The following is a 22,428-nucleotide window of genomic DNA, read 5'->3' on the forward strand; positions in this document are numbered from 1 at the left end:
CCCCGGCGCAGAACGACCCGGCCGCACGGGAATCGGCCCGCGTCTGACCGTCCCGTGTACCGGAGGGCCGCCCGTGCCGAGCACGGGCGGCCCTCCGGGCCGTTCGTCGGCGACGTCACCCACCAGGGTCGCCGCACCCGCCATGGTCACGGCATCCGACAGGAAACCCTCTCGGTGATCACCCATTGGCAGCGGTTCGCCGAGGACCATCCCCGTGCCGTGAACGCGATGGTCATCCTGGCGGTCTTCGCGCTCTCCGTGGTAGGCAGCGAATGGAGCAGTTCGAAGCCCTCCGACGAGCGGGTCGAGTGGTGGTCGGCCGTCCTCCTGGAAGGCGTCGCCTGTACCACCCTGTGGTGGCGGCGCAGTCACCCCCGTACGGTCGTCGCGGTGACCACCGCCTGCGTCAACATCGGCACCGTGGCGGGCCGTCCGATCACACCGCTGCTGCTCGGACCGGTGATGATCGCGCTGTACTGGCCGGCCATCCGTACCAGCCGGACGACCGCGCGCATCGGCCTCTTCGGTGTCTCGGCGCTGATGGTGTCCACGGCCGTCCTCGCCGACACCACGTCCTCGGCGCTCCGTGAACTCAATACCACCGTCGGCCTGTTGCACCATGCCAACACCCCCTACCACCCCCTGACACCGCAGCAAAGGATTCCCCCTACCTGGTCCGGTGGCTCCTGGGCCCGCTGGTCGCGGGCGGACCGGCAGCCGTCCCGCTCTGGTCGGTGAGCGTCACACCAGACGCCTGATCTCTCCGCGCACCCGGTAGAAGCCACCCACCGAGGAGTGCAGCGCGTCCACCACGTAGCGGGCGCCGGGCTGGCGTATCGCACGCGGGAACTGGACGTTCCAACTCGGCTCATAGCCCTCGGAGACCACGTGCACGCGCACTCGGCCTCCTTCCTGAGTGCACTCCACGACGACCCCGCTCCCCGGCGCGGGGACGGCGCTGACCGTGGCGACGGAGGCGGCGGTGGTCAGCGGTGCGTACGTCGGCAGGGCGGCCGCCAGTTTGATGTCCGCGGCGACCGGGACGGTGCCCGACTGGGCGGCGTTGATCGCGGCCTCGCTCGCGTCGATGCAGGCGAGCGAACCGTCCGTGGAGACGATGTACAGCCTTTCGTCGTGGTACTGCATGGACAGCGCCGAACCGCCGCCCGTGCCAAGCTTCCACAGCCGGGAGCCGTCGGCGGTGAAGCAGTAGACGGAGGAAGCGGAGTCGCCCGCGAAGACGTACCGCCCGCCGGGGGACGTGGCGCACGAGTACACCGCGGCGTCGCACGAGTAGGAGGCCTCGATCCGCCCGTCGGACTTGGCGAGCCGCTGAACGACCCGCCGCCCCGTCCCGGCGTAGACGGCGTTCTCCTCCTGCCATCCGAAGAGCACATTGCCGTTGGTCGCGGTGTGCCAGAGCTGGCTGATGCCGTCCGCCGCGTACGCCGTCACACCGCGGCTGTGCCCGTGGTACACGGCGTGGTCGTCGGCCCGAACCATCCACGCGTTGTCCCCGGACGAGTTGCGCGACCACTGGAGCTCGTCCTCGTGGTCGATGACCGTCAGACCGCCGTTGCGGTCGGAGACGTTCAGCACGCCCGCGTGAATGTCCAGCCAGAAGATGTCCACCTCGGCCGCTATCTCGTAGGCCGCGAACGGCACCTTCGAGGAGAGGTCGTACACCCGGCCGTCGTCACAGCCCGCGTAGATCCAGAAGTCGTCCGCCACCAGGCACTTCACACCGTCCGGCAGCGAGTAGTGCGCCAACACCTCACCGTCGTGGCTCAGGTTGTAGACGCTGCCGTGCTGGTTGCCCACCCAGCAGCGGTCCTCGTCGACATGGATGCCGAACGCCGAGGCGCCCGTACGGAACCGCCACAGCACCGGCGCCGTCGCCCGCGCCGTGGACGGGGCGGACGTCACCTGACGGCGCGTCACGGGCCGGGCCGCGCGCCGCCCCTGGACGGCGGGCGCGTACCCCTTGCGCACCTTCTCCGCTATCTTCTTCGCCGCCGCCGCGTTCGCCTTCTCGACGGTCGGAAACGCGGAGGTCTGACGCTGCCCGTCCACACCGATCCGTCCGTACCGCACGGAGACGGTGGTCCCCTCGACGGTCACCTCGTAGAACTTGTGGGCACCGCCGCTCTCCTGGGACAGCTCCAGATACGTCGTGTTCCCCGACTGTCGTGCCTGCGCAGCGGACACAGCACACCCCTCCCCAAAGGCCCGGTCGGCCGCTTCGGCCGTCTTCCAGTGACTCCAAACTAATGGCCACCACTGACAACGACGGTCCGGGCCAGGGTCCTTGCGCAGGCAAGGACGGATTCATGCCGCGCCGTACAGATCAAATGAGGCAGCGCTGACCATGAATCTGACCTTCGACAACGAGTGGCGCGCGACGGTGACGGACGATCCGCTGCGCATCACCCCCCGCTTCACAAGCGACTCTGTGGACGTGGGGCGGTACGTGGACGCGAAGGAACGTGAGCGGTTCCGCACGGACACCTTCGGCAGCCAGGAATGGCGGTGGGACAACCCGGACGTCCTCCGCTTCGAACCGGCCGACCGGAAGCTGGTCCGCCCGGCTGGGCTTCGCGCCCACGAGGTCCGGGACTTCCGGCTGGAGATGTGCGCGGTGCTGTAAACCGCACCCCTGGGGATGCCGTGCTGACCGGCCTGCGCGATCTCGACGTCCTCGACGAGCCGTTGGAGGCCCGCGTCGGCATCGCGCCCGATGTGGCGCTCCTCGTCCAGCACGGCACAGTCGCCGGGTGGAGCCTCACTGATCCCGCGCGCTACCTCACCATCGGATTCGCCGCCCCCGATGCCGACCCGCCGTCCGACGCCACCCGACGGCTGCTCACCGAGTGTCTGGATCTGGTCACCCAGCCGGTGATCCTCGACGTGGAGGACCGCGAGCCGACCGCCCTCGCCCGACTCCGTGCGGTGGACGAGGCCCTGCGCAACCAACGTGAGGTTCGACACCGGGCCGACGCCCTGCTCTCGCTCATCGCGAATCTGGTCGAGGACTACGGGAACCGGTGACGGTCAGCCGACGACCTCGAACGCGGCCTCGGCCCGCATGAGCCGTAGTGGCCGCAGCCTGCGCTGGCGTATCCGGGGTCAACGGGTCCGGTATTGACGTAGCGCTTGGGGGTTGGTGGAGGCCATGGGGGGCGCCGCTGGGGGGGCTTCGTGAGCGTCCTGGGTCAGTCGGCCCGGCTGTCCGTGCGGGGCAGGGTGGCCAGGACCGAGGCGTACATGCGTGCCTTGATGGTGCCGAGAGTGTCGCCGGCCTTGCTCAGCTGTGCCTCGGCGATCGTCATGGCCGTGGAGCGCACGGCGTCCTCGGCGACCGCTTGGTCGACGATGCCCACGGCGGCGGCATCCGACCCGCCGTAGCGGCGAGCAGTGACCATGGCCTCGTGCGCGGTCTGCGGCGCCAGGCGGGACCGGATCAGGGCGCACATGCCGGGAGTGAAGGGGATCTTGATGTCGGCCTCGGGCAGACACCAGAAGCCGCGGTCCGCGCGCATGACACGGAAGTCGTGCGCGAGGGAGAGCATCGCACCGGCGGCGAAGGTGTGCCCCTGCAGGGCGGCCACGGTGATCACCGGCAGAGACAGCACGCGGGCGAAGAGCTTGTGGACAGAGGTGGTGTAGCTCTCGTGCTGGTCGGGGTGGGCGCTCAGCCACTCCAGGTCCAGGCCGTTGGAGTAGAACTTGCCCGTCGCGGCGGTCACCAGGGCCCGTGGCCCTTCTGCCTTGTCCACCTCGTCCAGAGCGGTGTCGACGGCGGCGAGCCAGTCGGGGTGGAAGCGATTCTCGCCGTCTCCGAGATCGAGTACGAAGACGTTCTCCTGACGGTGGAGGGTAGGCATGCGCTGCTCCTGGGGGTAGTGCCGACCCCACGGCGAAGTCGGACTCGATGACTCCACCCTGCGCGCTTCCCGCGCGGGACGGAATTACCGAATCGCTTCCACCGGTATGACCGCAGCAGTCAAACCCATGCCCTCGGTCACCTGCTTGATTGTGCCAGGGTGCACGGGAGCTCTGGTTCGGCGGTATACGGGAGCTCTGGTTCGGCGGTATGGGGAGAGGTCGGCTTCGCCGACGGGCTGCAACACCCTCAGCCCGGACGCCGGCCTGATCCGGGGGTTTGCTCCGGCGTCAGAGTGAGGACCGCATCGACGAACGGCCACCGGCTGATCTTCGAGGTGTCGAAGCCCGAAGGAGATCAGCACGATGACCGCTCCAGACAAGGGTTGCCCCCTCCGGGGACTATCGTTCGCGCGAGTGGGACACCCGCGCGGGAGCGATTGAACTGGCCATCCCAAGCTGCGGCAGGGCGGTTACTTCCGTGGCAGCCTTCCTCGACGGCCGCAACGGCCTCGTCGCACGCCTGGCCAGGCAACTACTGGCCCGCTGTCGAGAGCTCACCACGATCGTCCGGGATCTGGAAGCCGAGGTCACCACCCTCATCAACCGACTGGTCCCGGCACTCTTGAGCCCCTCATTGAGGACGCTCCAGAGGTAGGCGAGGAGAGGCACAGGCAGGGCAGGTGCCGCCGCGGGCGTCGCGGCTTTCGGTGTGCGGTCATGGGTGCGAGGCGTCGGTGCCCACGGCAACGGCACCTCGCCGCCTCATCGTGCGGGGAGGTGCCGTCGGCTCTTCCTGCCGGCCCTGTCGGTCAGCTGGGTCTCGTGCCATCGCGGCGCTGGTGGCGCGTGACACCGGCCGCTTCGGGGCGCCGTGCTCGTCACGCGGCTTCCGCTTCCGGCCTGCCGGGGATCGCTCCCTCGGCGCGCAGCAGAACGATGTCGGCGGGAGCGAACCCCAGCTCGGCGAGGATCTCGCCGTTGTGCTCGCCCAGCTCCGGGGCCCGCTTGGCCGGGACCTTCGGCACCCCTCGGAGGCTGACCGGGTTGCTGACGGTGTACTCCAGCCCGCTGACCCCTTCCAGCGGTACGACAATGTCGTTCGCGCGCAGCTGCGGGTCCCGCGCGGCCTCTTCCGGTGTCTGGATGAGGCTGTAGGTGACGCGTTCCCGGGCCAGGGCGTCCTCCCAGTCGGCAAAGGGCCGGGAGCGGAACTCCGCGTCGAGCAGCTCGCTGAGCGCGGTGGCGTTCTTTGCGGCGCTCTCTCCGTCCATGAAACGGGGATCCTCGATCAGCTCGGGGCGTCCGATGGCCCGCGACAGTGCCGGCCAGTGCACGGCCGAGGTCGCCAGCATGATCCACCGGCCGTCCGCGGTCCGGTAGGGGTTGGTCAGCGCGTTCACCGGCGCGTTGCGGTCGTGCAGCTCGAACGGCGTGCCGCCGGCGAGGGCGCCGGCCACCAGTGTCCCCGTGGCCCAGACGCCCGCGGCGAGCAGCGACGTTCCGACATTGGCCCCTTGTCCCGTCCGCTCGCGGTGGTAGAGGGCGGTGACGATCGCCGCGTAGATGGCGACCGCCGTCGTGTAGTCGCCGCTGCCCCAGACCGGCACCGTCGGCGGGGCTCCCGCGTCCCGGGTGGAGGCCAGCAGTCCGCTGCGTGACCAGAAGGCGGTCAGGTCGAAGCCCGGCTGCCGGGCGTCGGGGCCGGCATCACCGAAGCCGGTGAGGTCCGCGTAGACGACCCGCGGGTTCCAGCCCGAGACCTCCTCGTAGCCGAGGTGCAGCTTCTCGCGCGTGCCGTGCGGGAAGTTGGTGATCACCACGTCGGCCCACTCGACGAGCCGCTTGAGGACCTCGGTGGTGGCCGGGGACTTCAGGTCGAGCACCATGCCCCGCTTGTTGCGGTTGGCGAGGTGCCAACCGTAGTTGGCCTCGGCCCGAGGGCTGGGCGGCACGAAGCTCAGCCGCCGCTGGGGGTCGCCCGTCCCCGGCGGCTCGATCTTGATGACGTCCGCTCCGAAGTCGGAGAGCATGGTTGCCGCGGCGGGCGCCGCGATGAAGGTCGACGCGTCGAGGACCTTCAGGCCGGTGAAGACGGATTCGGTGGTCATATGCGTCACCCCACGAAGGCGCTGTGGCCGGTGATGGACTTGCCGACGATGAGGGTCTGCATCTGGTGGGTTCCCTCGTAGGAGTAGAGGGCCTCGGCGTCGGAGAAGAATCGGGCGATGTCGTAGTCGAGGAGGATGCCGTTGCCGCCGAAGATCTCGCGGCTCCAGGCGACGACCTCCCGCATGCGGGCCGCGACGAACTCCTTGGCCAGCGCTGAGTGTTCATCGCGGAAGATGCCCTGGTCCTGCAGCCGGGCGAGCTGCACCAGCATGCCCCAGGAAGAGGTGATGTTGCCCAGGCCCTTCACCAGCAGGTCCTGCACCAGCTGGTACTTGGCGATCGGACGGCCGAAGGCGATGCGCTCCTTGGCGTAGTCCAGTGCGAGTTCGTAGGCGCCGATCATGACACCCAGGGCCTGCCAGGCCACCCCGCTGCGCGTCTGGCGCAGGACCTCGGCGACATCCCGGAAGCCCTTCATGTTCTGCAGCCGGTTCGCCTCCGGCACGCGGACATCGGTCAGGGTGATCTCGGCGTTCTGGACGATCCGCAGCGCGATCTTGCCCTCGATCTTCACCGGCTCGAAGCCCTGGGTGCCCTTCTCGACGACGAAGGCCTTGACCTTGTTGTTCTCCACGTCCCGCGCGAAGACCACCACGTAGTCGGCGAAGGTGGCGTTGCCGATCCACTTCTTGGCGCCGTTGAGGACCCAGGTGTCGCCCTCACGCCTTGCGGTGGTGCGCATGCCGCCGGAAACATCGGAGCCGCCGTCAGGTTCGGTCAGGGCGAACGCGCCGATCTTCTCCATCGTGGCCATGGCGGGCAGGAACCTGTCGCGCTGCTCCTGGTCGCCGCCGTAGTAGATGGAGTAGAAGCCCAACCCGTTGTGCACACCGAAGAAGGTGGCGCACGAGGCGTCGACGCGGCCCAGCTCCATGGCGAGTGTCCCGCTGAGCAGGTGGCTGACGGCCGGCTGGTGCTCGCCGTAGCCCTCGTAGGCCAGGGCGACCAGTCCGCTGCCGCGGAACTTCTCGATCAGTTCCTGAGGCAACTCGGCCTTGCTCCAAGCGTCGTTGACCAGCGGCTTGACCTCCTCACGCATGAACATGCGGGCCTTGAGAAGTATCTTGCGCTCCTCGTCCGGCAGTAGCGACTCGTACAGGTAGAAGTCGGCGGTGAGCTGGTCGTCCAGCTGAGCAACGGGGGCGGCGGCGGTGGTCATCTCAGTTCTCCTTCTCGTTCCGGTTCTTGTGCTGGTTCTGGTTCTGGTTCTCGTTCTGGCGGATGTCTTCCAGAGCGGACAGGACGGCGAGTTGCCGGCGGTCGCGGGCTTCGGCGAGGTCGGTGTACGGCGTGGAGGCGTATGCCTTCTCCACGGCTTGGACGACTCGCTCCTGGTCCTCGGGGTCCCGCGAGGGCTGACCGAGGGTCATCTGCTGCATGGACTTGCCGATGTGCTCGGTGATGTGGCGGTAGCCGCCGGGCCCGCCGCCCAGGTGCCCGCCGAGGAACGGACCGACCGTCGCCCAGCGGATGCCGAGCGAGTGGGTCACGACGGTGTCCAGGTCCTCGGGGGTCACCACGCCCTGCTGGACGAGGTGGACGGCCTCGCGGTTGAGCGCGCTCTGGAGGCGGTTGCCCACGAAGCCGGGCATCTCCCGGCGTTCGACGACGGGGGTGCGGCCGACGGCGGTGTAGAAGTCGACGGCCGCCTGCACGGCCTCCTCGCCGGTGCGTTCGCCGGGTACGACCTCGACGAGCGGCAGCAAGTGGGGCGGATTGAAGGGGTGTCCGATGAGGACACGGTCGGCGCCCTCGAGGTCCGTCGTGAAAGCGGTCGCCGGGATCGCCGACGACGAGCTCAGCAGCAGTGCGTGTCCGGGGGTCTCCCGGACCAGTTGGGCGAACAGCTCCTTCTTGAACTCGACGCGCTCGGGCCCGTTCTCCTGGACGATGTCCGCGTCCCGGACGGCTTCGGTGACGTCGGCCGCGAGGTGGACGCGGTCGGCGAGGCCTTCGGTGTCCAGGCCCTGGGTGGCCAGGTGCGGACCGAACGCGGCGAGCGCCTCGGCAACCGCCTCCGGCAGGTCAGGGCGGGGATCGCTGACACGGACGGTCAGACCGTGTGCGGCGAACAGCGCCGTCCAGGAAAGTCCGATGGTGCCCGCGCCGATCACCGCGGCGGTACGGAACGGGTGGGTCATCGCGCGTCTCCCTCGAGGTAGTCGAAGACCGGCTTGACCGGGGCGAGGGTCAGGTCGGTGAGGATGTGGCTGGCGGAGACGATCTCCAGGACGGGCAGGTCGGCCAGCGGAGCGAGGACGTGCTGGAACAACTGCAGCCTGGCCGGGCCGGCGTAGGCGGACTTGACGACCACGTCGGTGATCTCGGTGCGGACCAGCTCCAGGACGCGCGGGGCGCCGTCGTAGCCGGGGACGGCCTTGAGCATGAAGGTCGGCACCGTGATCTGCTCTTCGGCGTCGTGCGTGTCGAACGCGTGGTGCTTGTAGCCCATGGTCGCGGTGGCGACCCGCAGCGTGCCGTAGTCGAGGGTGCCGACCAGCACGTCGTTGTCGACGTACAGCCTCGGTGTGCCGAGAACCTTCGGGTAGGCGCTCACCTCGCGTCCGGCCGCGGTCGCCGGGAAGTTGTCGAGGTACATCGCGTGCAGGTACTCGCCCTGCTCGCCGTCGAAGCCGACCTGGATCGCCTGGCCGCCCTCGGTGTAGGGGCCGAACCCGGTGACGTCGTTCATCTTCATGATCTCGAACCGGACCAGGGGCTCCTCGATCCGCAGCGGCTCGGGAACGACGGCCCGCAGCGCCTCAGGGTCGGTGCGGTAGACGATATTGAGGTACTCGCGGTCGGTGAACCTGGCGGTGGAGCGAGGAAACGCCGGGCGGGTCAGCGGGGTGGTGGCCTGACGGCGTACGTCTTCGATCCTCATGTCACTTCCCCGTCCACTGCGGGGCACGGCGCTCGGCGAAGGCGGTCATGCCCTCGCGTGCGTCGGCCGAGGCCATCAGCGTCCCCATCGCCTTGCGTTGTACGTCGAACGCGTCCGACTCCGGCACGCCTTCGGCGGCCTTCACCACGCTCTTCACCGTGGCCAGCGCGAGCGGGGCGTTGGCAGCGAGCTTCTCGGCGAACTCGAGGGCGACGGCCACTGCCTCGCCCGGCGGGGTGACCCGGTTCGCCAGGCCCAGCTCTCCGGCACGGCCACCGCTCACCGGCTCACCGGTCAGCAGGAACTCCATCGCCAGGTGGTACGGGATGCGCTTGGGCAGACGGATCACGCCACCACCGCCGGCGATCAGACCGCGCTTGACCTCCGGCAGGCCGAACCGCGCGTCCTCGGCGGCGACGATCAGGTCGCAGGCCAGGGCCAGTTCGAACCCGCCTCCCATGGCGGGGCCCTCCACTGCGGCGATCAGCGGCTTCGTCAGTTCGGCTTCGGTCAGGCCGCCGAACCCGCGGCCCGGGATCGCGGGCGACTCGCCGATCAGGGCGGCCTTGAGGTCCATACCGGCGCTGAAGGTGCCACGCGCTCCGGTCAGGACACCGGACCGAAGCGCGGGGTCGGCCTCCAGTTGGTCCAGTGCCGCGGCGAGTCCCGCCGCGACCGCGGCGTTCACCGCGTTACGCGCCTGGGGGCGGTCGATCGTGATCAGCAAAGTAGAGCCCACCTGCTGGACACGCACTTCCTTGGTACTCATGACTGTGTTTCTCCTGATGCTTCGTTAGGGCTCAGCGGATTCAGCAGGTTGCTGCCAGCTCGGCGAGGACCTCCGCGGTGTCCTGGCCCGGCACGGGAGCCAGGCGGCGGATCGAGGCGGGGGTGGCGGAGAAACTCACCGGGATCCCGGTGGTGCGGACCGGACCCTCGGTCCGGTGCACGACGGTCTCGATCAGGTGGCCCTCGCGGACGTAGGGATCCTCGTGCGCGTGGTCCAGCTCCAGTACCGGTCCCATCGCGATGCTGTGCTTCGCGCATGTCTCGGCCCACGCGGCCGTCGTCAGGGCCGGGGCGCACTCGTCGACCAGGACTGAGAGGTCGTCGACGTCGACCGGGTCGACGACGGCCCCGTTGACCCGTGGGTCCGCGACAAGATCGGGACGGCCTGCGGCAGCGAAAAGGTCGCGGTAGTTCTGCGGCTTGGACGGAATCAGGGCGGCCACGCCGTCCTTGGTGCGTCGCGGTGTGTGGTGCTCCGCCAGCGACCGCAGGTAGCCGGTGGGTCCCGACGCCGGCTCGAACGTGTGCCCTGCGAGATGCTCGACCAGGTTGAAGGCGATCATCGTGTCGGTCATCGGGATCTCGATCCGCTGACCGTGGCCGGTTCTGTCCCGGTGCACCAGGGCGGCGAGCACGCTGTAGGCGATGGTCAGGCCGCAGACCTTGTCGGCGAGGATGGTCGGCAGGTAGAGCGGTTCGCCCAGCATGCGGTTGACGATGTCCACCAGCCCGGAGGCGGCCTGCACGGTCTCGTCGTAGGCGGCGATGTCGGCCCGGTCCGAGTCGCTGCGGAAACCCGCTGCCTGCGCGTAGACGAGGCCGGGGTTGGCGGCGGCGAGGTCTTCGTAGGTCAGGCCCAGTCGGGCGAGCGCGCGGGGTCGCATGTTGGTGATCAGCACATCGGCGGTGTGGATGAGCTTCACGGCCTGGGCGTGCTCGCTGTCGTCCTTCAGGTCGAGGGTCACGCTGCGCTTGTTGCGGTTGACGTTGAGGTGCAGCGGGGTCATGCCCGGGGTGTTGCGGTACTCACCCACCCGAAGGGAGTCCGTGGGGGATTCGATCTTGATGACATCGGCGCCCAGATCTCCGAGGATTCGGGCGGCGTACGGACCCATCACCACGGTCGCGAGGTCGATGACCCGCACGCCGGCGAGCGGCCCGGAGGTCTCTGTGTCCGCCATTTCGCGTCCTTTCATGCCTTGGTTGGCTATGACAACGAACGCTAGCCGCGAATAACGGATCACGGAATTATCGAGTTGCTAATATCGGTGTGACCACAGCGGTCACACCGATTTGGGTGGCCACTGGGGTGCGATTCGGGGAGTCCTGGCGGAGATCGCCTCAACCGTGAGAGGCGCAGATCCCCGGCGTTCGAGGGTTATTCCTGAGCGACGAGGGCGGAAACGGTGCCTCACGTGCGCAGGCCACTCGGTTCAGACGTGAAGCGGGGCGCCGAAGACCTCGCGGGCTGTTTCGACAAGTTCGTCGAGGTCGCCGCCGCGGGCCCGATCACGGCGCCAGATCAGGACGGTCTCCAGACGTGGCTCGAAATCTGTCAACGGCAGGACCTTCGTGTTCGCCTTCGCGTAGCCGTGCATAGGGCTTTCCGCGTCGATTATCGTGAAATAGAAGGCAATCCCGCTGGAAACAATTTCAGCAACTCCGCCGTACCCGGTATCGGTCAAGGTGATGCGTTTTTTGATACCCACCTCGGCCATTTCCCGGTCGAGCTGATCGAAATAGGCGAGGCCGATCTCCTTGGGCGGGACGACGAAACGAAGGTCGGCCAGTTCGGTCAGCGCCACGGAGTCCCGCCCGGCGAACCGATCGGCCGGTACCAACGCTCCCAGCCGCTCCGACAGGACGGAGAGCTGTTCCAGTGCCGGATCAGTGATCGGCAGATGCACCAGCGCGAACGGGAGTCTGCCCTCGTGCACACCGACGACCAGGGCCTTGGAGCTGCCGGGCCAGCGCAGGAGCTCGCACGTCTGGCTGACGCGCTCGGCGAGCGTGTCGACGAGCGACCTGAGTACGGGGTGCACCCCGGGCGGAATGCCCACGAACATGGTGCTGCGCTCGCTCCGGGTCACCTCGCGCAGCCGCCACGGAATGGAGTTGATCTCATCCAGTACGTTCCGGGCGATCGGCAGCAGCGCCTCCCCCGCGGGCGTGAGCGAGACGCGATGCGTGTCCCGCTCGAACAGCCGCTGGTCGAGCTCCCGCTCGAGGTCCCTGATCCGCTGACTCAGTGGCGAGGTGGCCATGTGCAGTCGGCGGGCCGCCGCGGAGAAGTTCAGCTCCTCGGCAACCGCCACGAAATATCGCAAATGCAACATCTCCACCCAGTCACGTTACCCCCTATCGCCAGTCCGTTTCCGGGAGTGGCACTTCGAGGCGGCGGTCCGTGCGGTGCGCGCTGTTTCCGGGCGCCGACTGCCGAACGGCTCAAGCCGTGAGGACCGGAAGAGGCAGGCGCCGTCGGCAACGACGGCAAAATCGACCTCTACACCCACATCAACAGCACCAGCGGAACCGCCGGACGCAACGCTGTATATGCGAGCGCACTGGAAAACAGGTCGTCCCGATCCGCCGCACCGCATGGGAACCGTAAGAGCTGCAGAGCTGCAGGTCAGAGGCCCTTTGCTGCAGGTTCAAGGATGGCCACGCACTCCACATGATGCGTCATCGGGAAGAGATCGAACGCCCGCAGCGTCCGCACCTTGTACCCACCGTCACGGAAGTACCCGAGGTCGCGGGCGAGCGCCGCCGGGTCGCAGGCGACGTACGCGATGCGGCGGGCGCCCAGGGAGGAGAGGTGTTCGACCGTCTTCTTGCCGGCGCCGGCGCGAGGCGGGTCGAGGACGATGAGGTCGACCTCGGTGATGCCGGTGCGCGGGAGGACCGACTCGACCTTGCCCTGTTCGATGCGGACCCGGTCGAAGGCGGTGAGGTTGTGCCGGGCGTCCTCGACCGCGCGCTTGCCCGACTCGATGCCGAGGACCGCGCCCTTGTCGCCGAGGCGGTCCGCGAGGGCGCCCGCGAAGAGGCCGACGCCGCAGTACAGGTCGAGCGCCATCTCGCCCTTGCGCGGCATCAGGCCCTGCATGACGGCCTTGACCAGGGTGTCGGCCGCCATCGGGTGGACCTGCCAGAAGCCGCCGCTGCCGACGCGGTAGGTACGGCCGTCGGCCCGCTCACGCACGAACGCGCGGCCGTGGACGCGGTGGATGCCGCCGTCGTGCTCCTCGACGCGCATCACGGAGACGGGCTTGTCGAGTTCCACGAGGGGCAGGCGGGCGCCGGGGCGGGGCTCAAGGATGACCATGCGGTCTTGGGAGCCGGTCGCGGCGATCGCGTCGACCGAGGCCATGCCGGACCAGTCGCGCTCCTCGATGCCGAGTTCGCTCACACCCGGCGCCGCGATCATGCAGTGCTCGATCGGCTCGACCTCGTGCGAGCGGTGCCGGCGCAGTCCGGCGTTGCCGTCCGCGTCCACGGCGTACTGGACGCGCGTACGCCAGGCCGGGACCTCGCCGGCGGGCAGCTTGTCGCCCTCGGCGGGCATCACCGTGCCGTCCCAGCCCGCCTCCTCGGGCGTGAGGCCCGCGAGCCGCTGCAGCTGCTCGGCGATGACCTCTCCCTTGAGGCGGCGCTGCGCGCCCGGCTTGGCGTGCTGCCAGTCGCAGCCGCCGCAGCGGCCGGGGCCGGCGTAGGGGCAGGGCGCCTCGACGCGGTCCTTGGACGCCGAGAGGATCGTCACCGCGTCCGCGCGCAGGAAGCGCGCGCCCTCCTCGCCCTCCGTGACACGCGCGACGACGCGCTCGCCGGGCAGGGCGTGCCGGACGAAGAGGACCTGGCCCTCGGCCGTACGGGCGATGCAGTGCCCGCCATGGGCCACGGGGCCGATCTCGACCTCGTACTCCTCCCCCACCAGCGATTTCTTCGGTTCTGCCTGCATGGCGGGGTGACTCCAGATGCGAAAGGGGATGAGGAAGGGGCCGCGGAACCGCGAACGGCCGGACAACAGCCCACCAGTCTACGTGGACGTTGCCCGGCCGCTCACCAACGAAGCCGTCAGCCCCCGCGGTCGCAGGGCGGTCAGCCCTTGGTGTTCGAGGACTCCTTCGGGCGCTCCTCCGCCGGACCCCGGCGCACCGCACCCGGCGCATTCCACTCCTGCCGCTTGCGGGCCCGGTTCCTCGCGGCCTCCGAGGACTCCAGCTGGTAGGGCACGGAGGTGACCATCACGCCGGGCGTGAACAGCAGCCGGCCCTTGAGCCGCAGCGCGCTCTGGTTGTGCAGCAGATGCTCGTACCAGTGGCCGACCACGTACTCGGGGATGATGACCGACACCGCATCGCGCGGGGACTCCCGGCGCAGGCCCTTCACGTACTCGATGACGGGCCGGGTGATCTCGCGGTACGGCGAGTCGAGGACCTTCAGCGGTACGTCGATGCCGCGCCGCTCCCACTCCTCCCGCAGGGCCTTGGTCTCGGCCGGGTCGACGTTGACGCTGAGCGCTTCGAGGGTGTCGGAGCGCATCAGCTTGGCGAAGGCGAGGGCACGCAGGGTCGGGCGGTGGATCTTGGAGATCAGGACCACCGAGTGGACCCGGGAGGGGCGGACGCTGTCGTCGGAGGGGCCCTCGGGTGCGGCGATCTCTTCCGCGACGCGGTCGTAGTGCTTACGGATCGCGCTCATCGTCGCGTAGAAGATCACCATGCCGAGCAGGGCGACCCAGGCGCCGTGCGTGAACTTGGTGACGAGGACGACGACCAGCACCAGGCCGGTGAAGAAGGCGCCGAAGGCGTTGATCGCGCGGGAGCGGATCATGTGGCTGCGTTTGGCCGGGTCCTTCTCGATGCTCAGGTGGCGGTTCCAGTGCCGGACCATCCCGGTCTGGCTGAGCGTGAAGGAGACGAAGACACCGACGATGTAGAGCTGGATCAGCCGGGTCGAGTCGGCGCCGTAGATGACGACCAGGAGTGTGGCGGCGCCCGCGAGCAGGACGATGCCGTTCGAGAAGGCGAGGCGGTCGCCGCGGGTGTGCAACTGGCGCGGCAGATAGCGGTCCTGGGCGAGGATCGAGCCGAGCAACGGGAAGCCGTTGTAGGCGGTGTTGGCCGCGAGGAACAGGACCAGCGCGGTGGCGGCGGCGAGCACGATGAACAGGAAGCTGCCCTTGCCGAAGACCGCCTCGGCGACCTGCGAGATCACCGGGTTCTGGACGTAACCGGAGCCGATCGGGACGCCGTTGTGGATCAGGTCGGTGGCCGGGTTCTCAGCCATCCGGACCTTGGTCGACATGGCCAGGGCGATGATGCCGCAGAACATGGTGACGGCGAGCAGGCCCATCGCCGCGAGAGTGCTCGCGGCGTTCTTCGACTTGGGCTTGCGGAAGGCGGGGACGCCGTTGGAGATCGCCTCGACGCCGGTCAGCGCCGCACAGCCGGAGGAGAAGGCACGCAGCAGCAGGAAGACGAGCGCGAAGCCCGCTAGCCCCTGGTGCTCGGCCTTGATGTGGTAGTCGGAGGTCGGCGCGCGCATGGTGTCGTTCAGGACGAGCCCGCGGAAGGCGCCCCACGCGATCATGATGAAGACGCCCGCGACGAAGACGTACGTCGGAATCGCGAAGAGCTTTCCGGACTCCTTGACTCCGCGCAGGTTCATCAACGTGAGCAGCACGATGACGACGACGGCGCACAGCACCTTGTGCTCGACCACGAAGGGGATCGCGGAGCCGAGGTTCTCGATGCCGGAGGAGATCGACACGGCGACGGTGAGGACGTAGTCGACGAGCAGCGCGCTGGCGACGGTGAGGCCGGCCCTGGGGCCGAGGTTGGTGTTGGCCACCTCGTAGTCGCCGCCACCACTGGGGTAGGCGTGCACGTTCTGCCGGTAGGAAGCGACCACCGTGAACATCAGCACGACGACCGCGAGCGCGATCCAGGGGCTGAAGTGGTAGGCCGACACGCCCGCGATGGAGAGGACCAGGAGCACTTCCCCGGGTGCGTAGGCCACGGAGGAGAGCGGGTCGGATGCGAAGACGGGGAGTGCGATGCGCTTCGGCAGGAGGGTTTCCCCGAGCCGGTCACTGCGCAGTGCGCGCCCGATCAAGATCCGTTTGGGCACGTCGGTCAGTTTGGACACGCAGAGGATCGTAAGCGTTCGAACGGGGGGTCGCCCACCCGCCGCTCGACATCTGCTCTCCGAGTGAAAACGGGGAGGGGCCCCGTTGCGGATTCCGTGGCCCCGCACATCCGCATGCCTATATGACAAAGCCCTCGTTCATCCCGCTATGCCCTTGTTTATCTCACCATGGAGGTTCCATGCACGTGACCGCTGAGCTCATCGGCGCCACCGCAGGACTCGTCGGCCTCGGAATCCTGACTCTTCTCAGCGTGCGCAGCTTCAATCGCCACTGATCCACGAGAACGCACAGGCGAACGTGCACAAGGGTGCCCCTGATCGACCGCGCGTGTGTAGCTTGGGCGGCGGTCTGAGACCCTGTTTAGCCTGAGCCGTAACCATTTACATTCGGAAGGACGGTCGTGCACATCGTCATCATGGGCTGCGGAAGAGTGGGTTCCGCTCTGGCCCAGACCCTGGAGCAACAGGGGCACACGGTCGCTGTGATCGATCAGGACCCCACCGCCTTCCGACGACTGGGCTCCGGCTTCGGCGGCCGTCGTGTCACCGGAGTCGGCTTCGACCAGGACACCCTGCGCGAAGCGGGCATCGAGGAGGCAGGCGCCTTCGCCGCCGTCTCCAGCGGTGACAACTCGAACATCATTGCCGCCCGGGTGGCCCGCGAGATGTTCGGCATCGAGAACGTCGCGGCGCGCATCTACGACCCGCGCCGCGCCGAGGTCTACCAGCGCCTGGGCATCCCGACCGTCGCCACCGTCCGTTGGACGGCCGATCAGATGCTGCGGCGGCTGCTCCCTTCGGGTGCCGAGCCCCTGTGGCGCGACCCCACCGGCGGGGTGCAGCTCGCCGAGGTGCACGCCTCCTCCGCCTGGGTCGGCCACAAGATCAGCCGTCTCCAGGACGAGACCGGAGTGCGTGTGGCCTTCCTCACGCGGCTGGGCGAGGCGATCCTGCCCACCTCGCAGACGGTGCTGCAGGAGGGCGACCTGGTGCACGTGATGATGCGCACGGACGACGTCGAGAAGGTCGAGGCGTCGTTCGCCGAGGGCCCCGAAGAGGAGAGCGGTCACTGATGAGGGTCGCCATTGCCGGTGCCGGTGCCGTCGGTCGCTCCATCGCGGGCGAGCTCCTGGAGAACGGGCACGAGATTCTGCTGATCGACAAGGCGCCGACCGCCATCTCGGTCGAGCGCGTCCCGCAGGCGGAGTGGCTGCTCGCCGACGCCTGCGAGATCACCTCGCTGGACGAGGCGGCGCTGCAGCGCTGCAACGTGGTCATCGCGGCCACCGGTGACGACAAGGTCAACCTGGTCGTCTCACTGCTCGCGAAGACGGAGTACGGCGTCCCGCGCGTCGTCGCCCGTGTGAACAACCCGAAGAACGAGTGGCTGTTCAACGAGGCCTGGGGCGTGGACGTGGCGGTCTCCACCCCGCGTCTGATGTCGGCCCTGGTCGAGGAGGCCGTGAGCGTCGGTGACCTGGTCCGGCTGCTGCGCTTCAGCCACGGCGACGCGAACCTGGTCGAGCTGACCCTCCCGCCGGAGTCGGCCCTGGCCGGCACGCAGGTCGGCGACGTGGAGTGGCCCGAGGACACCTCCCTGGTCACGATCATCCGCGGCACCCGCGTCCTCACGCCCTCCCAGGAGGACTCGCTGGAGGCGGGCGACGAACTTCTCTTCGTCGCCGCCCAGGCCCGCGAGGAACAGCTCGAGGACCTGCTCTCGGTCCGCCGCGACGACGCGACGAGCTAGTCGGCTCCGACAGCTCCGATACGACGTCGGGGGCGCCCGGAGATCTCCGGGCGCCCCCGACGTCGTACGGGGAACTGCGTGGTGCGGGAAGCTACGTCGTGCGGGAAACCGCTACGCGTCGCGGCGGTGACGGCCGGCCGTGGCCTCGTCGCCGGATTCGTTCCCGAGGGCGGCCTTGCGCTCCTTCTCGGCCTGCTCCTCCGCCTCCATCTCGGCGAACACGTCGATGGGGGCGGGGGCCTTGGCCAGGAACACCCAGGTCAGCCAGACGGCGAGGAGGAAGGGCGGGATCTTCAGCGCGATCAGGACCCAGCCCAGTTGCGCGGTGTTGGCCCACCAGTAGAGCGGGAAGAGGATCGCGCACTTGGCGAGCAGGATCAGGCCCCAGGCCCAACTGGCCTTCGCGTACGCCTTCTTGCGGCCGGGGTTGCGGGTGCGCCAGGAGAGGTTCTCCTTGAAGACCGGGCCGAGGATCAGACCGATCAGAGGCACGCCCGCGAGGGTCGTGACGATGTAGGCGATGGCCAGGCCGAGCGTGTAGAGCATGCCCGGCAGATAGAAGTCCTTGGCGTTGCCCGTCATCATCGCGAAGACCACGCCGAAGGCGACACCGAAGACGCCACTGAAGGCGTGCTTGACGGTGTCACGCATCGCGAGGCGGACCACGACCAGCAGCAGGGACACCCCGAGGGCGGCGATCGCCGACCAGTGCAGGTTCTTGTTGATCGTGAAGATGGTGACGAAGAGCAGGCCGGGCACCACCGTCTCGACCATGCCCCGCACGCCGCCGAACGCCTCGAAGAGTGCGGCCTCGGTCACCGCCCGCGCATCCTGCTGGGCGGCCTGGGCGTCTTCGGTCGGCTTGTCGAGCGACGTCACCGGCTACTCCCGTCCAAGGGGTCTGAGTTCGTACTTCGGATTGAACAGCACCCTACGGCCCCGGCTCATCGAGATCCGGCCCGAGGCGATCAACTTACGTCCCGGCTCTATGCCCACGATGGAGCGTCTGCCGAGCCAGACCACGTCCAGGGCGGCCGAACCGTCGAACAGCTCGGCCTCCAGGGCCGGGACTCCGGCCCGCGGGCGCAGAGTGACCGTGCGCAAGGTACCAGTAACCGTGACGATCTGTCGGTCGTGGCAGTCACCGATCCGCGTACAGCCCGCGGTCTCGGAGTCCTCGCGCAGCTCCTCGGACTCCAGGTCCTCCTGGGACGAGGAAAGCCGGCCGATCATGCGCCGGAACCGGCCCGCCGGCTTTTCGGAACGAGGAACAGCACTCATACCGAAAGCGTACCGGGGAGCACTGACGTCGGATGAACGAGTGCGCCCACCAGTGCTCTTTCGCGCAGGTGTGACTTCCTGCATCCCCACCCGCTCTGTACCCCTTCCCGCTGGGACTACTTCTCGAACCGGTATCCCATCCCCGGCTCCGTGATGAAGTGCCGAGGATGCGAGGGGTCCACCTCCAGCTTGCGGCGCAGCTGCGCCATGTAGACCCGCAGGTAGTTCGTCTCGGTGCCGTACGACGGTCCCCACACCTCCTGGAGCAGCTGTTTCTGGCTGACCAGGCGGCCGGTGTTGCGCACCAGCACCTCCAGCAGATGCCACTCCGTGGGGGTGAGCCGTACGTCGCGTCCCTCCCGGTTGACCTTCTTGGCGGCCAGGTCGACCGTGAAGTCCTCGGTGTCGACGACGACGTCGTCCTCGCCGCCCCCGGTCGGCTCCGCGCGGCGCACGGCGGCGCGCAGCCGGGCCAGCAGTTCGTCCATGCCGAAGGGCTTGGTGACGTAGTCGTCGGCGCCCGCGTCGAGCGCCTCGACCTTCTCGTCCGAGGAGTGCCGGGCCGAGAGCACCAGGATCGGCACCCGGGTCCAGCCGCGCAGCCCCTTGATCACCTCTACGCCGTCCATGTCGGGCAGCCCGAGGTCGAGAACGACGACATCGGGATGGCGGGCGGCGGCGAGCTGGAGCGCGCCGGCGCCGTCGGCGGCCGCGTCGACCTCGTAGTGCCGTGCCTTCAGGTTGATCACGAGGGCACGTACAATCTGCGGCTCGTCGTCGACCACGAGCACCCTGGTCATGAAGCCTGCCTTTCTGCTGTTGCTGTGGCCAGGTCGGGCAGCCTGTCCACCGCCCGCACCGTGAGCACCATGGTGAGTCCGCCGCCAGGCGTGTCCTCGGCGTTCAGTGTGCCGCCCATCGCCTCGGCGAAGCCGCGGGCGACCGCGAGGCCGAGGCCGACGCCCGCGCCGCGGGGAGCGTCGCCGTAGCGCTGGAAGGGCGCGAATATGCGGTCCTTGGCCTCGTCGGGGACTCCGGGGCCGCGGTCCACCACCCGTACCTCCACCCGGTTCGCCATGGCGCTCGCGGACACCAGGACCGGTTCGTCGGTGGGGCTGTACTTGACGGCGTTCTCGACGAGGTTGGCGACCGCGCGCTCCAGCAGACCGGGGTCGACGGCGACCATGGGCAGCGTCTCGGGGATGTCCAGCTCGGCACTGCCCTCGGGTACGCCGCCCAGTGCCATCGGGACCACCTCGTCGAGGTCGATCTCGCGGATCAGCGGGGTGACCGTGCCGGTCTGCAGGCGGGACATGTCGAGCAGGTTTCCCACGAGGTGGTCGAGCCGGTCGGCGCCCTCCTCGATCGCCTCCAGGAGTTCCGCCTGGTCCTCTTCCGACCAGGCCACGTCGTCGGAGCGCAGCGAGGACACGGCGGCCTTGATCGCGGCCAGCGGGGTCCGCAGGTCGTGGCTCACGGCGGCCAGCAGCGCGGTGCGGATGCGGTTGCCCTCGGCCAGCTCCTTGGCCTGGTCGGCCTCGTGCTGGAGGCGCTGGCGGTCCAGGACGACCGCGGCCTGGGCGGCGAAGGCGGCGAGCACCCGGCGGTCGGAGGCGGGCAGGACGCGTCCGGAGAGCGCGAGCGCCATGTGGTCGCCGACCGGCATGTCCACGTCCGCGTCCTCGGGCCGCTTCGGCGACTGGGGGCCCACGCTGCCCGCGCACGTCCACGGGTCGACGTCACCGGCCCGCTCCAGCAGGGCGACCGACTCCATGCCGAAGGTCTCCCGGACCCGTTCCAGCAGGGCCTCCAGGCTGGTCTCGCCGCGCAGCACGCTGCCCGCGAGGAAGGAGAGGATCTCCGACTCGGCGCGCAGCCGGGCCGCCTGGTGCGTACGCCGGGCGGCGAGGTCCACGACGGAGGCCACGGAGACGGCGACCCCGACGAAGATCGCGATGGCGACGATGTTCTTCGGGTCGGCGATCGTCAGCCGGTGCAGCGGCGGCGTGTAGTAGTAGTTCAGCAGCAGCGAGCCGAAGGCCGCCGAGGCGAGGGCCGGCAAGAGCCCGCCGAGCAGCGCCGCCGCGACCGTCACGGTCAGGAACAGCAGCATGTCGTTGGCGAGGCCGAGGTCGACGGTGTTCAGCAGGACGGCCAGCACCACCGGGCCGCCGACTCCGACCAGCCAGCCCCAGATGATCCGGGACCGGCCGAGCCGCGCGCCCCGGGCGACCGGCAGTCCGCGCCCCTTGGCGACCTCGCCGTGGGTGACGATGTGGACGTCGAGGTCGGGGCCCGACTCCCGGGCGACGGTGGCGCCGACGCCGGGCCCGAAGACGTACTGCCAGGTCTTGCGGCGCGAGGAGCCGAGCACGATCTGGGTGGCGTTCACCCCGCGCGCGAAGTCGAGCAGCGCGACCGGTATGTCTTCCCCGATGACGTGGTGGAAGGTGCCGCCCAGGTCCTCCACCAGCGTGCGCTGGACCGCCAGTTCCTTGGGCGAGGCGGAGGTCAGGCCGTCACTGCGGGCTATGTAGACGGCCATGACCTCGCCGCCCGCGCCCTTCTCCGCGAGCCGGGCGGCCCGGCGGATCAGTGTGCGTCCCTCCGGACCGCCGGTCAGCCCCACCACGATCCGCTCCCGCGAACCCCAGATCTTCGAGACCCGGTGCTCGCTGCGGTACTCGGTCAGGTACTCGTCGACCCGGTCGGCCACCCACAGCAGGGCGAGCTCGCGCAGCGCGGTCAGATTGCCGGGGCGGAAGTAGTTGGACAGGGCCGCGTCGACCTTGTCGGACTTGTAGATGTTGCCGTGCGCCATACGGCGACGCAGCGCCTGCGGCGACATGTCGACCAGCTCGATCTGGTCCGCCCGCCGTACGACCTCGTCCGGGACGGTCTCGCGCTGCCGTACGCCCGTGATGGACTCGACGACGTCGCCCAGTGACTCCAGGTGCTGGATGTTGACGGTCGAGACGACGTCGATCCCGGCGGCGAGGAGCTCCTCGACGTCCTGCCAGCGCTTGGCGTTGCGGGAGCCGGGGACATTGGTGTGCGCGAGTTCGTCCACCAGGGCGACGGCCGGGGCGCGCAGCAGTACGGCGTCCACGTCCATCTCGGTGAAGACGGAGCCGCGGTAGTCGAGCTGCTTGCGCGGAATCTGCTCCAGGCCGTGCAGCATCACCTCGGTGCGCGGCCGGTTGTGGTGCTCCACGAAGGCGACGACGCAGTCGGTGCCACGCTCCACCCGGCGGTGCGCCTCGGAGAGCATCGCGTACGTCTTGCCGACGCCCGGTGCCGCACCGAGGTAGATCCGAAGCTTGCCGCGTCCCATGGCCCCATTGTCTTCCTGTCACCGCTGTATACGCAGCGTCGACCTTACGGCCAACAATCTCGACAAATGGGGCGGGAAGTCGGTCGACGGCCGTCTTTGACGCAACCCTGATGCATCAGTTGACACAACCCGGATGCGCTGGTCGGCACGACCCTGATGTGCTGGTCCGGGCCCTGCTCGGCCCGA

21 protein-coding genes are annotated in these 22,428 nt (G+C 69.0%); 6 read left to right on the forward strand and 15 right to left on the reverse strand.

Annotation, left to right across the window (positions count from 1 at the left end; translation table 11 throughout):
- A partial coding sequence (locus ACZ7M3_RS49260) for a DUF7134 domain-containing protein (protein ID WP_472072889.1) occupies positions 1–738 on the forward strand: 738 nt, incomplete at its 5' end.
- A gap of 3 nt (positions 739–741) precedes the next feature.
- Here the strand turns inward: ACZ7M3_RS49260 and ACZ7M3_RS49265 are convergent.
- Positions 742–2,208 (reverse strand): WGR domain-containing protein, encoded by a 1,467-nt coding sequence (locus ACZ7M3_RS49265; protein ID WP_472072891.1) that lies wholly within the window; start codon positions 2,206–2,208, stop codon positions 742–744.
- A gap of 160 nt (positions 2,209–2,368) precedes the next feature.
- Between ACZ7M3_RS49265 and ACZ7M3_RS49270 the strand changes: the two genes are divergently transcribed.
- Both ACZ7M3_RS49270 and ACZ7M3_RS49275 read left to right on the forward strand, forming a co-directional pair.
- Entirely contained in the window at positions 2,369–2,647 is a 279-nt protein-coding gene (locus ACZ7M3_RS49270; RefSeq protein WP_472072893.1) for a hypothetical protein, read from the forward strand.
- Positions 2,632–3,048 carry a hypothetical protein gene (locus ACZ7M3_RS49275; RefSeq protein WP_472072895.1) on the forward strand — a complete coding sequence of 139 codons (417 nt, stop codon included), beginning with the start codon at positions 2,632–2,634 and terminating at the stop codon, positions 3,046–3,048. The genes ACZ7M3_RS49270 and ACZ7M3_RS49275 overlap by 16 nt, the downstream gene beginning before the upstream one ends.
- A gap of 164 nt (positions 3,049–3,212) precedes the next feature.
- Here the strand turns inward: ACZ7M3_RS49275 and ACZ7M3_RS49280 are convergent, their stop codons facing one another.
- A complete protein-coding gene (locus ACZ7M3_RS49280) occupies positions 3,213–3,884 on the reverse strand; it encodes an enoyl-CoA hydratase-related protein (RefSeq protein WP_472072897.1) in 672 nt (223 codons plus the stop codon).
- Positions 3,885–4,363: 479 nt separating this feature from the next.
- On the opposite strand from ACZ7M3_RS49280, the gene ACZ7M3_RS49285 reads away from it, so the two are divergent.
- The gene (locus ACZ7M3_RS49285; RefSeq protein ID WP_472072899.1) at positions 4,364–4,540 is read left to right on the forward strand and encodes a hypothetical protein; all 177 of its coding nucleotides are present in this window, start codon (positions 4,364–4,366) and stop codon (positions 4,538–4,540) included.
- A gap of 223 nt (positions 4,541–4,763) precedes the next feature.
- On the opposite strand, the gene ACZ7M3_RS49290 is transcribed toward ACZ7M3_RS49285, so the two are convergent.
- From ACZ7M3_RS49290 to ACZ7M3_RS49330, 9 genes are all read right to left on the reverse strand, one after another.
- Positions 4,764–5,993 carry a CaiB/BaiF CoA transferase family protein gene (locus ACZ7M3_RS49290; protein ID WP_472072901.1) on the reverse strand — a complete coding sequence of 410 codons (1,230 nt, stop codon included), beginning with the start codon at positions 5,991–5,993 and terminating at the stop codon, positions 4,764–4,766.
- Between the two features lie 5 nt (positions 5,994–5,998).
- The gene (locus ACZ7M3_RS49295) at positions 5,999–7,213 is read right to left on the reverse strand and encodes an acyl-CoA dehydrogenase family protein (RefSeq protein WP_472072903.1); all 1,215 of its coding nucleotides are present in this window, start codon (positions 7,211–7,213) and stop codon (positions 5,999–6,001) included.
- A 1-nt stretch (position 7,214) separates the two neighbouring features.
- Positions 7,215–8,195 carry a 3-hydroxyacyl-CoA dehydrogenase NAD-binding domain-containing protein gene (locus ACZ7M3_RS49300; protein ID WP_472072905.1) on the reverse strand — a complete coding sequence of 327 codons (981 nt, stop codon included), beginning with the start codon at positions 8,193–8,195 and terminating at the stop codon, positions 7,215–7,217.
- A complete protein-coding gene (locus ACZ7M3_RS49305) occupies positions 8,192–8,938 on the reverse strand; it encodes an acetoacetate decarboxylase (RefSeq protein ID WP_472072907.1) in 747 nt (248 codons plus the stop codon). Before ACZ7M3_RS49305 ends, ACZ7M3_RS49300 begins: the two co-directional genes overlap by 4 nt.
- Position 8,939: 1 nt before the next feature.
- Entirely contained in the window at positions 8,940–9,707 is a 768-nt protein-coding gene (locus tag ACZ7M3_RS49310) for a crotonase/enoyl-CoA hydratase family protein (RefSeq protein WP_472072909.1), read from the reverse strand.
- A gap of 40 nt (positions 9,708–9,747) precedes the next feature.
- On the reverse strand, positions 9,748–10,908 hold the full coding sequence (locus tag ACZ7M3_RS49315; protein WP_472072911.1) for a CaiB/BaiF CoA transferase family protein: 1,161 nt from the start codon (positions 10,906–10,908) through the stop codon (positions 9,748–9,750).
- Positions 10,909–11,160: 252 nt separating this feature from the next.
- A complete protein-coding gene (locus ACZ7M3_RS49320; RefSeq protein ID WP_472072965.1) occupies positions 11,161–12,063 on the reverse strand; it encodes a LysR family transcriptional regulator in 903 nt (300 codons plus the stop codon).
- 293 nt (positions 12,064–12,356) lie between these two features.
- Positions 12,357–13,685 (reverse strand): class I SAM-dependent RNA methyltransferase, encoded by a 1,329-nt coding sequence (locus tag ACZ7M3_RS49325; protein WP_351316219.1) that lies wholly within the window; start codon positions 13,683–13,685, stop codon positions 12,357–12,359.
- Positions 13,686–13,825: 140 nt separating this feature from the next.
- Positions 13,826–15,877, reverse strand: coding sequence for an APC family permease (locus ACZ7M3_RS49330; RefSeq protein WP_472072913.1), 2,052 nt, complete (start codon positions 15,875–15,877; stop codon positions 13,826–13,828).
- A gap of 401 nt (positions 15,878–16,278) precedes the next feature.
- Here ACZ7M3_RS49330 and ACZ7M3_RS49335 point away from each other — a divergent pair, with 401 nt between their 5' ends.
- Both ACZ7M3_RS49335 and ACZ7M3_RS49340 read left to right on the forward strand, forming a co-directional pair.
- Positions 16,279–16,950: a potassium channel family protein gene (locus tag ACZ7M3_RS49335; protein ID WP_095852170.1), complete on the forward strand. Its 672-nt coding sequence runs from the start codon at positions 16,279–16,281 to the stop codon at positions 16,948–16,950.
- Positions 16,950–17,627 (forward strand): potassium channel family protein, encoded by a 678-nt coding sequence (locus tag ACZ7M3_RS49340; protein WP_054237132.1) that lies wholly within the window; start codon positions 16,950–16,952, stop codon positions 17,625–17,627. Before ACZ7M3_RS49335 ends, ACZ7M3_RS49340 begins: the two co-directional genes overlap by 1 nt.
- Positions 17,628–17,738: 111 nt before the next feature.
- Here the strand turns inward: ACZ7M3_RS49340 and ACZ7M3_RS49345 are convergent, their stop codons facing one another.
- The 4 genes from ACZ7M3_RS49345 to ACZ7M3_RS49360 all read right to left on the reverse strand — a co-directional run bounded on the left by ACZ7M3_RS49345 (position 17,739) and on the right by ACZ7M3_RS49360 (position 22,242).
- Positions 17,739–18,506 carry a DUF3159 domain-containing protein gene (locus tag ACZ7M3_RS49345; protein WP_095852171.1) on the reverse strand — a complete coding sequence of 256 codons (768 nt, stop codon included), beginning with the start codon at positions 18,504–18,506 and terminating at the stop codon, positions 17,739–17,741.
- A 3-nt stretch (positions 18,507–18,509) separates the two neighbouring features.
- Positions 18,510–18,908, reverse strand: a complete 399-nt coding sequence (locus ACZ7M3_RS49350) for an OB-fold nucleic acid binding domain-containing protein (protein WP_095852172.1) — start codon at positions 18,906–18,908, stop codon at positions 18,510–18,512.
- 116 nt (positions 18,909–19,024) lie between these two features.
- Positions 19,025–19,708, reverse strand: coding sequence for a response regulator (locus tag ACZ7M3_RS49355; RefSeq protein ID WP_054237129.1), 684 nt, complete (start codon positions 19,706–19,708; stop codon positions 19,025–19,027).
- Positions 19,705–22,242, reverse strand: a complete 2,538-nt coding sequence (locus ACZ7M3_RS49360; RefSeq protein WP_382003576.1) for an ATP-binding protein — start codon at positions 22,240–22,242, stop codon at positions 19,705–19,707. The genes ACZ7M3_RS49355 and ACZ7M3_RS49360 overlap by 4 nt, the downstream gene beginning before the upstream one ends.
- Positions 22,243–22,428: the final 186 nt, after the last annotated feature.

It is taken from the genome of Streptomyces sp. NPDC111656, from assembly GCF_055656965.1.

What these genes read in the sequence shown, in the direction of transcription:
- ACZ7M3_RS49270 (WP_472072893.1), top strand. Translation starts at nt 2,369, where the DNA reads ATGAATCTGACCTTCGACAACGAGTGGCGCGCGACGGTGACGGACGAT.
- ACZ7M3_RS49280 (WP_472072897.1), bottom strand. Translation starts at nt 3,884, where the DNA reads ATGCCTACCCTCCACCGTCAGGAGAACGTCTTCGTACTCGATCTCGGA.
- ACZ7M3_RS49290 (WP_472072901.1), bottom strand. Translation starts at nt 5,993, where the DNA reads ATGACCACCGAATCCGTCTTCACCGGCCTGAAGGTCCTCGACGCGTCG.
- ACZ7M3_RS49295 (WP_472072903.1), bottom strand. Translation starts at nt 7,213, where the DNA reads ATGACCACCGCCGCCGCCCCCGTTGCTCAGCTGGACGACCAGCTCACC.
- ACZ7M3_RS49300 (WP_472072905.1), bottom strand. Translation starts at nt 8,195, where the DNA reads ATGACCCACCCGTTCCGTACCGCCGCGGTGATCGGCGCGGGCACCATC.
- ACZ7M3_RS49305 (WP_472072907.1), bottom strand. Translation starts at nt 8,938, where the DNA reads ATGAGGATCGAAGACGTACGCCGTCAGGCCACCACCCCGCTGACCCGC.
- ACZ7M3_RS49310 (WP_472072909.1), bottom strand. Translation starts at nt 9,707, where the DNA reads ATGAGTACCAAGGAAGTGCGTGTCCAGCAGGTGGGCTCTACTTTGCTG.
- ACZ7M3_RS49315 (WP_472072911.1), bottom strand. Translation starts at nt 10,908, where the DNA reads ATGGCGGACACAGAGACCTCCGGGCCGCTCGCCGGCGTGCGGGTCATC.
- ACZ7M3_RS49320 (WP_472072965.1), bottom strand. Translation starts at nt 12,063, where the DNA reads ATGTTGCATTTGCGATATTTCGTGGCGGTTGCCGAGGAGCTGAACTTC.
- ACZ7M3_RS49325 (WP_351316219.1), bottom strand. Translation starts at nt 13,685, where the DNA reads ATGCAGGCAGAACCGAAGAAATCGCTGGTGGGGGAGGAGTACGAGGTC.
- ACZ7M3_RS49340 (WP_054237132.1), top strand. Translation starts at nt 16,950, where the DNA reads ATGAGGGTCGCCATTGCCGGTGCCGGTGCCGTCGGTCGCTCCATCGCG.
- ACZ7M3_RS49350 (WP_095852172.1), bottom strand. Translation starts at nt 18,908, where the DNA reads ATGAGTGCTGTTCCTCGTTCCGAAAAGCCGGCGGGCCGGTTCCGGCGC.
- ACZ7M3_RS49355 (WP_054237129.1), bottom strand. Translation starts at nt 19,708, where the DNA reads ATGACCAGGGTGCTCGTGGTCGACGACGAGCCGCAGATTGTACGTGCC.
- ACZ7M3_RS49360 (WP_382003576.1), bottom strand. Translation starts at nt 22,242, where the DNA reads ATGGGACGCGGCAAGCTTCGGATCTACCTCGGTGCGGCACCGGGCGTC.